Source organism: Symbiobacterium terraclitae (assembly GCF_017874315.1).
In the GTDB taxonomy this organism is placed as follows: domain Bacteria; phylum Bacillota; class Sulfobacillia; order Symbiobacteriales; family Symbiobacteriaceae; genus Symbiobacterium; species Symbiobacterium terraclitae.
The window spans coordinates 1-12,150 of record NZ_JAGGLG010000041.1 but is presented as its reverse complement, the minus strand read 5'-3'; the positions used below and the strand labels follow the sequence as shown (position 1 = coordinate 12,150).

10 protein-coding genes are annotated in these 12,150 nt (G+C 70.3%); all 10 read left to right on the top strand.

All coding sequences use genetic code 11. The features are described 5' to 3' along the window. Positions 1 to 143: 143 nt before the first annotated feature. The 10 genes from J2Z79_RS16885 to J2Z79_RS16840 all read left to right on the top strand — a co-directional run bounded on the left by J2Z79_RS16885 (position 144) and on the right by J2Z79_RS16840 (position 11,816). Complete coding sequence (locus J2Z79_RS16885; RefSeq protein ID WP_209468079.1) at positions 144 to 680, top strand: hypothetical protein; 537 nt, start codon at positions 144 to 146, stop codon at positions 678 to 680. A 22-nt stretch (positions 681 to 702) separates the two neighbouring features. Next, entirely contained in the window at positions 703 to 2,088 is a 1,386-nt protein-coding gene (locus J2Z79_RS16880) for a S41 family peptidase (RefSeq protein WP_342589529.1), read from the top strand. 157 nt (positions 2,089 to 2,245) lie between these two features. Next, a complete protein-coding gene (locus tag J2Z79_RS16875; RefSeq protein ID WP_209468077.1) occupies positions 2,246 to 3,520 on the top strand; it encodes an S-layer homology domain-containing protein in 1,275 nt (424 codons plus the stop codon). Between the two features lie 4 nt (positions 3,521 to 3,524). Continuing rightward, positions 3,525 to 6,845, top strand: a complete 3,321-nt coding sequence (locus J2Z79_RS16870; RefSeq protein ID WP_209468076.1) for a S8 family serine peptidase — start codon at positions 3,525 to 3,527, stop codon at positions 6,843 to 6,845. A 59-nt stretch (positions 6,846 to 6,904) separates the two neighbouring features. Then, positions 6,905 to 7,351, top strand: coding sequence for a 3-aminobutyryl-CoA ammonia lyase (gene kal / locus J2Z79_RS16865; protein WP_209468075.1), 447 nt, complete (start codon positions 6,905 to 6,907; stop codon positions 7,349 to 7,351). 4 nt (positions 7,352 to 7,355) lie between these two features. Continuing rightward, positions 7,356 to 8,177, top strand: a complete 822-nt coding sequence (gene kce, locus J2Z79_RS16860; RefSeq protein ID WP_209468074.1) for a 3-keto-5-aminohexanoate cleavage enzyme — start codon at positions 7,356 to 7,358, stop codon at positions 8,175 to 8,177. Between the two features lie 57 nt (positions 8,178 to 8,234). Then, entirely contained in the window at positions 8,235 to 8,873 is a 639-nt protein-coding gene (locus J2Z79_RS16855) for a hypothetical protein (RefSeq protein WP_209468073.1), read from the top strand. Between the two features lie 105 nt (positions 8,874 to 8,978). After that, complete coding sequence (gene fsa / locus J2Z79_RS16850; RefSeq protein ID WP_209468072.1) at positions 8,979 to 9,629, top strand: fructose-6-phosphate aldolase; 651 nt, start codon at positions 8,979 to 8,981, stop codon at positions 9,627 to 9,629. A 219-nt stretch (positions 9,630 to 9,848) separates the two neighbouring features. Continuing rightward, a complete protein-coding gene (glpX, locus tag J2Z79_RS16845) occupies positions 9,849 to 10,829 on the top strand; it encodes a class II fructose-bisphosphatase (RefSeq protein ID WP_209468071.1) in 981 nt (326 codons plus the stop codon). Positions 10,830 to 10,898: 69 nt separating this feature from the next. After that, entirely contained in the window at positions 10,899 to 11,816 is a 918-nt protein-coding gene (locus J2Z79_RS16840; RefSeq protein ID WP_245302932.1) for a M23 family metallopeptidase, read from the top strand. Positions 11,817 to 12,150 lie beyond the last annotated feature (334 nt).

The window sequence follows — 12,150 nt, the reverse complement described above, 5'->3', positions numbered from 1 at the left end:
TTGGCGCGGGTTATGATATGCTCAGTATATAGCATAACTCTAGATAGTTTACTTTTCATCCATTTCTAGAGATAATGAGCGTGTATTGAACGATTTTGCAGGAACGGGACAACACGAACTCTTCGGAAGGGGGATGCAACCTCGTGCGCCGTTCCCTTCGCAAGATTGACTCACAGGAGGTCCGGCAGTACGACGAGGCGGAGCAGTTGTTCACTGTGGAGTCGCTGGACGAGGCCCGCAAGCGGCTGACCGACCAGGGGCTGGACCCGGCGCGCTACTGCTTCTACACCTGGATGCGGGGTGGGGTGCGCTACTACCGCGTCTGGGAGGACAAGCGGCTCAAGGCGGGGATCGTGCCGCCGGCCCCGTTCGGGCAGACCGCCGCACGCCTCAAGCGGGCCGACGCCGAGAAGCTCTACACCGTGGCGAAGCGCTATAGCGGCGACAAGGTGCAGTTCGCGCTCAGCGACGGCCTGCTGCGCGTGATCGACCCCGCCACCGGAAAGGAAAAAGTTGGGATCAGCCTGCCTGTCGTCGGGGGAGGATTAATCTTCCATCAGGCGGAATGGAATGAAAGGCAGGCAGCCCACTTCGTGAACGCAATCCTCGTGCGCGGGCAGCGGCCGGACACGGCGTACGAGGAGGCCGAGGCGCTGGAGGGCGTGCCCAGCAGACAGTGAGGGGGTCTTTTCCTTGGCGGGGGTGTGGCGAACCGTTGCGGCGACCTTCCTGGCACTCTGCCTGATCGCGGGCCCGTGGAGCGGGCCGGCGCATGCGGCGGAGGCGGGTGAGTGGGCAGACGCCTACGCGCAGCTGTGGTCCGTATACCACGTGGTGGAGCGCGCCCATGTCAACGGCGCGGATCTGGATGCTTTCATCGAGGGCGCGATCCAGGGCGGCCTGGAGGCGCTGGGCGACCCCTACACCGAGTACTTCGAACCGGCCGAGTACAAGGCGTTCCTGGAGAGCCTCGACGGAACCCTGACGGGCATCGGCGTCTACCTTGAGGAGGTGGACGGGTACATCGTCATCACGCAGCCCATCAAGGGCAGCCCTGCCGCCGAGGCCGGCCTCCAGCCGGGCGACCGGGTCATCGCGGCCGACGGCGTCAACCTGGTGGGCGAGCCCATCGAGAAGATGCAGCGGCTGGTGCGGGGCGAACCCGGCACGGACGTCGAGCTGACCATCGAGCGGCCCGCTGAGGGGCGCCGGTTCAACGTCACGATCACCCGCGCAGTCATCCACATCCCGCAGGTCGACTACCGCATGCTGGACGGGGGCGTGGGCTACCTGGAGCTCTCCGGCTTCGGCGACCAGGCCGCGGAGGAGTTCTACGCGGCGGTCGCCGCGCTGAAGGAGGCGGGCGCCACCAGCCTCGTGCTGGACCTTCGTTCGAACAGCGGGGGCTGGGTCGCGTCCGCCCTGGAGATCGCCGAGGCGTTCGTGCCCGAGGGCGAGCCGATCATGTACGAGATGAGGAAGGCCGGCCAGTGGGTCTTCCTGAGCGAGGGGCAACCTATCGGCCTGCCCACGGCGGTCCTGGTGAGCGGGTTCACCGCCTCCGCCGCGGAGATCCTCGCCGGGGCGATCCAGGACTACGAGGCCGGCGTGCTGGTGGGCACGCAGACCTTCGGCAAGGGCACGGTCCAGGAGCTGATCGAGCTGCCGGACGGTGCGGCCGTCAAGGTGACCACGGCGGAGTACCTCACGGGGAAGCAGCGGCGGGTGCACGGCGTGGGCCTCACCCCCGACGTGGTGGTGGAGCCCTACCGGCCCGATCCTGACCTGGCGACGCCCCTCACCTCGGACCGGGTGCTGACCAATGGTCACGTGGGGCTGGACGTGCTGGGGCTCCAGCGGCGGCTGACCTTCCTGGGCTACCGCACGGACCTGGACGGGTACTTCAAGGGGCAGACCGCCTGGGCGGTGCGCCAGTTCGCCCGGGACAACGGCCTGAACGACGTGCCGATGGTGGACAGCGTGTACCTTGACAGGCTGAATGCGGCCGTGGCCGCCAAGCTGAAGGCCGCCGACTGGCCCGACCTGCAGCTGGAAGCCGCCATCGCACAACTGACTGCGAAGCACTGACACGATCCCGAATGCGAAGCGCAACGGATCGGGTTCCGCCCGGTCCGTTGCGCTGAAACCTTTTTGGCATGTTGACGCGTCCAATAAGTCGGGCGGACTCAGGCCGCCTGCCGAAAACCAGGGGCGCCGGCGGCGTCCCGCCCTGGTGAGTGGAACTATGCGCAAAGCGGCATCGCGTGTCGCCACCGTCCTTCTGCTGCTGCTCATGGTGCCGACCGGCGCCATGGCATACCTCTCCGATGTGGTCGGCCACTGGTCGGCCGCCTTCCTGACCGCGCTGGAGGCCCGGGGCATCGTCTCCGGCGACCGGTCGGGCCGGTTCCGGCCCGACGACCCGCTCACGCGGGCCGAGTGGGCCCGCATGATCGTGACCGGCCTCGGCTACGGGGAGGATGCCGCCCGGGTACAGGGCGCGCCGGCCCGGTTCACCGACGTGCCGCAGGGCCATCCGGATCTGGGGTACGTGGAGCTCCTCTGGGAACTCGGCCTCGCCGAGGGATACCCCGACGGCCGGTTCGGCCCCGATGAGCCGCTCACGCGCGCCCAGCTCACGGTGCTGCTGGTGCGGGCGGCGGGCCTCGAGCAGCGGGCCGCAGTGCTGCACGCAGCGCGCCTCTCCTACCGCGACGCCGGCCAGATTCCCGCGTGGGCCGTCGGCGCCGTCGCCGCGGCCGCGGAGGCCGGGCTGATCGCCGGCGACGACCAGGGGTTCTTCCGCCCGGCGGCGACCGTCACCCGGGCGGAGGGTGCGGTCCTCGTCGCGCGCCTCCTCGACCGGAAGGGCCTGCTCTTCGACCTGGAGGGCACCCTCGTGGCCTTCGACCCCCGCGAGGGCGAGGGCGTGGTGCGCACCGCCTTCGGCGAGGAGCACCCGTTCAGCCTGGCGGTGGACGCCGCCATCCTGCGCGGCGGCCGGCGGGTCTCGCCCCCGGCGCTGCAGGTGCCGGACCAGGTCTGGCTGATCCTGAACGACGCAGGCCAGGTCCGGTTCGTCGAGGCCTGGTACGTTGACATGCTGGCCGAAGGGCTGGAGCCGGCGGGCGACGGGCGGGTGACCGTCAAGCCCGAAGCGGGGGAGCCCCGCGTGCTCGCCGTGCAGCCCGGCGCCCTCACCTTCGTCAACGGGAGGCCGGCCGCGCTGGCTGACGCCCTGGGCGACGGGCCCACCTACCTGGCGCTCGACGCCCTGACCGGGGCGATCCGCTACGTCGACGCCGTGCGCGCCGACGTCAGCGGCGCCGTGGCGCTGGTGGAGGACGACCGCATCTGGCTCGAGGACGGCGAGGAGTTCACGTCCTACGACCTGGCGGAAGATGCCATCGTGGTGCTGGACGGCCAGCCGGTGGGACCGTACGCGATCAGCGAGGGCGATCACGTGGCCCTCGCCCTGGATGCCGACGGGCGTATTACCTATGTGGAGATCGTGAGGTGAGCCGATGCAGCAACCGAGGCGATGGGCGGCACGGCTCGCCCTGCTGCTCCTTCTGACCAGCCTGTTCAGCGCCCTGCCGCCGTCGGCCGGGCAGCTCTCCGGGGCCGACCCGGCCGGCGGTGACCTCGCGCCGGACGCCTCCGGGGCCGGGATGGACGACATTGCGGTCTACCCGGGCGGGCTGGCGCCGGCCCCGGAGGTGGAAATGGCCGCAGGGGCGCTGCCCGGTCCCGAGGCCGAACCCGCCTCCGGCGCCGTGGTCGCGCCGGAGACCGACGACCCGGTGGCCACCCCCAAGCCGGCGCTGCCACCCCCGAGCAACACCGGAGCCGCGGAGCCGGGCGGACGGATGGCGGTCAACCTGGCTGCTGCCGGCATCTCCGCCTTCCGCGCCGCCGAGGGGGTGGACGGCAGCGGCGTCACCATTGCCGTGATCGACTCGGGCATTGATCCCAGCCATCCCGACCTGCGGACGACCCCGGACGGGCGGCCGAAGCTGGTGGACTGGAAGGACTTCACGGGTGAAGGCCGCGTGATCACCGACCGGCCGGTCCCGTGGGGCGAGGTTTACACCGCCCCGGACGGCCGCGTCTTCACCCTCCCCGCCGCGCGCTCGGCGGGCGGCACGGCCCGCTTCGGCTACTGGGACGAATCCAAGGTGCCCGGGCTGATCAACCGCGACCTGGACCGCAACGGTTTCCAGACCGACCGCTTCGGCGTGCTCCTGCTGGACCCGGAGGTGCCGGGCCTGTTCACGCAGGTCTACGTGGACGTGGACAACGACGGCGACTTCCGGGACGAGACCCCGCTGACGGTCTTCCGGGAGGGTGGCGAATGGGCGCGCCTGGGACGGTACCGCAGCGGCGCCGCTGCCGAGCGGCAGCTGGGCTTCGTGGTGGCCGACATCGACCCCGCAGGCGGCTCGGTGCAGTTCGGCTTCGACAGCCTGGGCCACGGGACGCAGGTGGCGGGTGTGGCCGCGGCGTACGGCGAGAGTCGGCTGGTGGGGGCCGCCCCGGGCGCACAGCTGATGGCCCTGAAGGTCCTCACGTCGCAGGACAACGGCAACTGGTTCGCCGTGCGCGAGGCGATTGCGTACGCCGCCCAGCGCGGGGCGCAGGTGATCAACGTCAGCCTCGGCGGCCTGGCCGTATCCGCCAGCTACGACACGCAGGCCTCCGCCTGGCTCTCGCAGGTGGCGAAGACCTACGGTGTCCTGATCGTGCTGGCGGCCGACAACTCGGGCCCCGGGCTCTCCAGCGGCACCACGGTGGGCGGGGCCAATGAACTGCTGACCGTGGGTGCCTACTACTCGCCCGAGATGTGGCTGCGCGACTACGGCTACCAGGTGGCCGGCGAGACCGTCTGGTGGCGGTCGGGCATGGGGCCCCGGGCCGACGGCGCCTACATTCCCAGCCTGGTCGCCCCCGGCGGGAGCCCGGCGCCTTCGCCGCGCTGGCTGCACCCCGAGGGCTACACCACCGCGGTGGGCACCTCCATCGCCGCCCCCCACGTCTCCGGGGCGGCTGCGCTCATGCTGCAGGCCGCCGGCCGCGACGGGCTGCCGCGGGACGGCAGCAGCCTGAAGCGGGCGATGGAGTCGGGCGCCCGCAGCCTGGCGGGGCTGGAGGCCTACGAGCAGGGAAGCGGCCTGCTGGACGTCCCCGCGGCGTACGCCGCGCTGGGCCGGCTCCGGCCGGTGCCGGGGCTGACCGCCCAGATGGCCGGCGGCGGGGAGGGGCTGCTCGCCCGCTCCTACATCCCCGGCAGCGACGCGTTCGTACTGGTCAACCCGACTGACCGGGCGGTGCAGGTGCAGATCGCCAGCACGGCGCCCTGGGTGACCCCGGCGCTGCGCGCGGCGGTCATCCCCGCGGGGCAGAGCCGCACGGTCAACCTCACGATCGATCCGCCCGCAGCCCCGGGCGTGCACAGCGCGTACATCATCATCACGGATCCGAGCCAGGAGATCCCCAGCTTGCGGATCCCCGTCACCTACGTCCGGCCGTTGATTACCGCCAGCGGCTCCTCTTACCAGCGCACCGACCGGCTGTCCGACGCCCGCTACCGCCGCTACTTCGTCGAGGTGGCGCCGGGCACGTCGCAGCTGTCGATCGCGACCCGGGTCAGCACCGGTCCCGACGGCCGGCCCCTCGGCGCGGTGCAGCTTCAGGTCTTCCGCCCCGACGGCTACCTGGTCTACCGCTCGGACGAGATCGGCTACCGGGCGCAGGGCCTCTCCGCCCTCTTCCAGACGCAGGACCCGGTCGCCGGCGTGTGGGAGGTCGTCGTGGTGGCCCTGCCGCGGGAGGGGGCGGCCGGTTCGGAGGCCGAGTACCAGGTGCAGGTGGAGTCGGGCTCTCGGGTCGCGGCGCTGCCGCTCCGCCTGCCGCTGCCCGCCAACGCCAGGGTGGAGGTCGGCCTGAGGGTGACGAACCCGGGCCTGCCCTTCACGGGCCGGGCCCTGGCCTACGGCCTGACGGAGGAGAGCCTGAGCGTGCCGTGGCGCGTGGTGCGTCAGGCCGGCCGCATCGACGAGTTTACGCTTTCCGCCAGCGTCGCCCGGCTGCGCTTGGAGATCGCCAACGTCCTGCCTGCGAGCGCGCAGGTGCACCTCTGGCTGTACCGGTACGACCGGGAGCGCGGCTGGCACCCCTACTGGCAGGCGACCGGAACCAACCGGGACGGGCTGGTGATCGAGCTGCAGAACGTGCAGGCCGGGTTCTACCACGTGTTTGTGCAGCACGACGGGCCGGTTCCCCGCGACCTGCAGTACCAGTACCGGCGCCTCGTGGCCGTGGAGGCCTTCGGGATCGGAGCACGCGACGAGGTCGACCGGCGGGAGCGGGGCGCCCGGTGGGAGGTGCCCCTCACCTTCTACACGCCGGCCACTCCGGGCCGCTACCACGGGTACGTCATCCTGCTCGACGAGGAGACCGGCGACTCCGTGGCCTGGCTGCCGCTGGAGGTGTCGGTGGGCCTGGCGGAGTTGAAGGTGACGCCCCTGGTCTCACGCCTGCAGCTGAACCAGGCGGGCACGGTGGTGCTGGAACTGCAGGACGCCGCCAGCGGCGCGCCGGTGGACGGCGTGGTCACCGTCGACGGGCGGCGCTACCGGAGCCGGCAGGGGCGCGTGACCGTCGCGGTGAAGCCTACTTCTACAGTGCATACCCTTCGGGTGGAGGCAGACCTGCCGGGGTACCAGTTCTACTCGGCCGAGTTCCCGCTGCCGGTGCAGCAGGTCTGGCTCAGCCATCCCGCGGGCACCGAGCCGGCGACGGAGCACGAGGCGTGGCGGAGCAGGGCCGGCTGGCTGCTGCGGTAGGTTCCGGTCCCGAGCTGTGACACTGGGGCGCGCACGCGCCTGAGGAGGGACGGTTGACGATGGAAGCGACCCTGCGAGTCCGCATGTCGGCCCACGACGCCCACTACGGCGGCAACCTGGTGGACGGGGCCCGGGTGATGGGCCTCTTCGGCGACGTGGCGACCGAGCTGCTCATCCGGCACGACGGCGACGAGGGGCTCTTCGTCGCCTACGACTCGGTGGTCTTCAAGGCACCCGTCTTCGCCGGCGACTTCCTGGAGGTGCGGGGGCGAATCACCCGGGTGGGGAACACCTCCCGGGCGATGACGTTCCAGGCCTGGAAGGTCATCGCCGCCGACCCGACCCCCGAACAGCCCTCCCGGGCGAGGGTGCTGCCCGAGCCGATCCTGGTGGCCGAGGCATCGGGCACCTGTGTCGTGCCCAAGCAGTTCCAGCGCGGGCCGGGCTCCGTCCACGAGGCCGCCGGTTCGGGGACCGCCGAGTCCGGCGAACACAAGAGGGGGTAGCGCCGTGGAGAAGCTGATCATCACCGTGGCGCTCAACGGCGCCGAGGTGACCCGTGCGAAGAACCCGCACATCCCGTATACGGCCGAGGAGCTGGCGGAGGACGCGGTCCGTTGCCGGCAGGCCGGCGCGGCCATGGTTCACGTGCACGGGCGCCTTCCCGACGGCACCCCGACGCAGGACGCCGGGGTCTACGCCGGGATCCTCTCGGCGATCCGCGCCCGCACCGACCTGATCGTGCAGGTCTCCACCGGCGGGGCGGTGGGCATGACCGCCGAGGAGCGGCTCGCGCCGGTGACGCTGCGGCCCGAGATGGCGAGCCTCACCACCGGCACCGTCAACTTCGGCGACGGCGTGTTCAGCAATCCCCCCGACCTGATCGAGCAGTTCGCCCGCACGATGCGGGACCACGGCGTGGTGCCCGAGATCGAGTGCTTCGACGTGGGGCACATCGCCAACGCCCTGGCCCTGGTGAAGCGGGGCATCCTGGCGCTGCCGCTGCACTTCGACTTCGTGATGGGCGTGCCCGGCGGCATCGCCCCCACGGTGCGCAACCTGGTGCACATGAGCGAGTCGCTGCCCCCGGGCTGCACCTGGTCGGTGGCGGGAATCGGCCGGGCGCAGCTGCCCCTGACCACGGTCGCCATCGCGATGGGCGGTCACGTGCGGGTGGGGCTCGAGGACAACATCTACTACACGCGCGGCGTGCCGGCGACCAACGTGATGCTCGTCGAGCGCATCGTCCGGATTGCGAACGAGCTTGGCCGCGCGGTGGCCACGCCGGATGATGCCAGAAGGATATTAGGCTTAGGCCAGCGAACGTCTTAGAGGCAAATGATGAGTACTGTGTAGGGTTCTGCGTGGCACCGATGGGGGGTGGCGTCCGTGCTCATTACGACCAGCGTGACCGTGGCGCTGCGCTGCCCGCAGTGCGGGCAGCTGGAGCTGACGGAGCTCTCCCGGTTCACCCTGAAGCACGGCGACCCGCGGCGCATCCTGTGCACCTGCGGCCGCCACCTGCTCACGGTGGGGGTGCGGCGCCGGCAGGTCTGGGTGCAGATCCCGTGCTACCTCTGCGACGGCACCCACGTCCGCCACTTCAGCCCCGAGCGGTTCTGGGACCCGAACCTGAAGCAGATCGCCTGCGCGGAGACGGACCTGCAGCTGGGCGTGATGGGCAGCGAAGAGGCCGTGGTGAGCTACGTACGGCCCGGCCTGAGCGACCTGGAGCGCATCATGGACGATGGGGCGTTCGACGACTTCTTCGACGAGCCGGCCATCATGTACCAGGTGCTGAGCCAGGTGCAGGAGCTGAATGCCGACGGCCACCTGCGGTGCCGCTGCGGCAGCCGGGAGATCGGGGTGGACGTCTTCCCGGACCGGCTGGAGCTCACCTGCTCGGCCTGCGGGCGGCAGCGGTCGGTTCCGGCCGCGACCGAGCGTGACCTGGACCTGCTGCTGTGCGCCACGCACCTCGAGATCGGCGGCGACCGGTCGTCGCACGGCGGCAGGCGGAAGAAGTGAAGCAGCGGGAGTCGGGGCTGGGGGGGACCCCCGGCCCTTTTCGCGGCGCCCGCACTGTGGTAACCTGTTCCTCGGATCGAAGCTGCGCCAGAGAGGAGCGTCTGCATGAAGCTGTTCATCGATACCGCCAACGTGGCCGACATCCGTGAGGTGGCCTCGTGGGGCGTGCTGAGCGGTGTCACCACCAACCCGTCCCTGGTCGCCAAGGAAGGGCGCGATTTCATGCAGGTGCTGCGTGAGATCATCGAGATCGTCGATGGTCCCATCAGCGCCGAGGTGGTCAGCCTGCAGGCCGACGACATGGTCGAGGAGGCCAAGCAGTACTACGAGCTGCACAAGAACATCGTGATCAAGCTGCCGATGACGGCCGAAGGCCTGAAGGCCTGCACGCGGCTCAGCGCCAAGGGCGTGCGCTGCAACATGACCCTGATTTTCAGCCCGAACCAGGCCCTGCTCTGCGCCCGGGCCGGTGCGGCCTTCGTTTCGCCCTTCGTGGGCCGGCTGGACGACATCTCCACCGACGGCATCCAGCTGATCCGCGACATCGCCGAGATCTTCGACCTGCACGGCATCGACACGGAGATCATCGCCGCCTCGATCCGCACCCCCGGCCAGGTGGTGGAGAGCGCCAAGGCCGGTGCCCACATCGCCACCATCCCGCCGAAGGTCTTCCACCAGATGCTGAAGCACCCGCTCACCGACTCCGGCATTGAGCGCTTCCTGAAGGATTGGGAGGCCGCCCGCGGCAAGGTCTAAGAGGCCCCGGGGCTGTCCACCGGGGCCGCCCGGAGCACGGTGTTGACTCACAGATGAAGGGGAACCCCGCCGGTTCACCATGGGTGAGCCCTGGCGGGGTTCCGTCACTGATAAACCCCCTCGATTCGGAGACGTGACAGAATCTATAACGGCGTATCCGACCCTCAGGGTAGAATGGCAATGTTGATCGCTGCTGCTCACGTGAGGGGAGGATGCGCGGTGGATAGGGAACTGGCGATGGAACTGGTCCGGGTAACCGAGGCGGCGGCCCTGTCCTGTGCGCGGTGGATGGGTCGCGGCGACAAGGAGCTGGCCGATCAGCTGGCGGTGGACGCGATGCGAGCCGGTTTCGACACGGTGAACATCGAAGGCGTGGTAGTGATCGGCGAGGGTGAGCTGGACGAGGCACCGATGCTCTACATCGGCGAGCAGGTGGGCGCAGGCGGCATCGCCGCCGACGTGGCTGTGGACCCCGTGGAGGGGACCAACCTGGTGGCCAAGGGTCTGAACGGCGCCATTGCGGTGGTGGCCGTGGCGCCGCGGGGCCACCTTCTGCATGCACCGGACATGTATATGGAGAAGATCGCGGTGGGTCCCGCGGCGCGGGGCTGCATCGACATCACCGCATCGCTCACCGCCAACCTGAAGTGGGTGGCCCGGGCCAAGGGCAAGGACGTGAGCGACCTGACGGTGGTGATCCTGGACCGGGACCGGCACCGGGAGATGATCCGGGAGTGCCGCGAGGCCGGCGCCCGCATCAAGCTGATCTCCGACGGCGACGTGGCCCCGGCAGTGGCCGCGGCGATTGAGGAGACGGGCGTGGACATCCTGCTGGGCATCGGCGGCGCGCCGGAGGGCGTGCTGGCCGCGGCGGCGCTCAAGTGCCTGGGGGGCGACATGCAGGCCCGGCTGAAGCCCAGCAACGAGCAGGAGTACGCCCGCTGCCAGGCCATGGGCCTCAGCGACCCGCAGCAGGTGCTGTTGCTGGACGACATGGTGAAGGGCGAGGACGTGTTCTTCGCCGCCACGGGCATCACCGACGGCGAGCTGCTGCGCGGCGTGCGCTACTTCGGGCAGAACCGGGCGAAGACCCATTCCATCGCCCTGCGGGGCCAGACCGGGACGGTGCGCTTCATCGAGGCCACCCACCAGCTGGACCGCAAGCCTTCCTGGTACCGGTCGGCGCGCACCGGCAAGTGAGACATAACATCCCGGCGCTCCGAATAGACCTGTCCCGTAAGGGATGGGGGTGGGCCGGGGTTGGCACACATGGAACGGTTCGGCTCAGCACGGTCGGCGTCGGCGCGGGCGCGCAGGGGAACCCTGCGGGCGGGCCTTGCGCGGGGACTGGCGCCTGAGGCTGTGGCGCCGGCGACGTGGCAGGCCTTCGTGGCGGGGCTTCTGGTGTTCTGCCTGATCCTTGGCGCGGGATTCCTGGGCTGGCACCAGGCGGTGCGGGCGAAGTCCGCCCCTTCCGGGGGCCCGCCGACCCCCGGCGGGGGCTCGCCGCCCCCCGAGGGCAACCCGCCGGCCCGGAGCGGGCTCCTGACCGGCGCACCGGGCGGGGCGGTGACGAGGGGCGAGGGCAACGCCGCACGGTGGCGGCGGGCGGCCGAGGCTGTGGTCACGGCCCGCGGCGGCGGGCGGCAGGCGCGGGTGCACCGGGTGGCGGAGGGCGAGACGCTCTTCGCCATCGCCCGGCGCTACGGGGTGACCGTCGCCGCGCTCCAGTCGCACAACGGCCTCGCCTCGGACCTGATCCGCCCCGGCCAGCTGCTCCTGCTGCCGGGGGGAGAGGGCCCGACCGGGCTGGAGGGGACATATATCTGGCCGGTCCTGGCCCCCGTCAGTTCGCACTTCGGCCCCCGCTGGGGACGCCACCACAACGGCATCGACCTCGCGGCCAACCACGGCGACGAGATCCGGGCCAGCCGGGACGGCGTCGTCTGGCTGGCCGGCGAGGTGGAGGGCTACGGACTGACGGTGGTCATCGGCCACGATGACGGCAGCCGGACGCTCTACGCGCACGCCTCCGAACTCCTGGTGGAGGCCGGCGAGCGGGTCGCGCAGGGACAGGCCATCGCGCGGGTGGGTTCGACCGGCTACTCCACCGGCCCGCACCTGCACTTCGAGGTCATCGTGGACGACCGGCCCGTCAACCCGCTGGACTATCTGCCGCCTCGTTGACGGGGTCAGTCCACCGATGTTTCCACAGGGTGCGGCGACTTACCCACAGTATCCACAGCTCGCTGTTGATAAATATTCGTACAACATACATGCACTTACCGTAGGCAAAAGGTCTACCCTCTATTCATTTAACAGAATGAAACTAGAGGGAGCGGGTTTGCGCCGCCTACGAGGCAGAGATGCTGTCGGGCATCTGTCGAAACGGTAACCCCGGGGGTTCCCTCCCCCGGGGTCTTGTACTGGTACGCCTCGCAGTCTACGTGACTAGGGGGTTCAAGTCCCCCCTGTGCCTTTGCTCGTTTCACTTGGCACTGTAGCCTAAGAACAGTCCGCA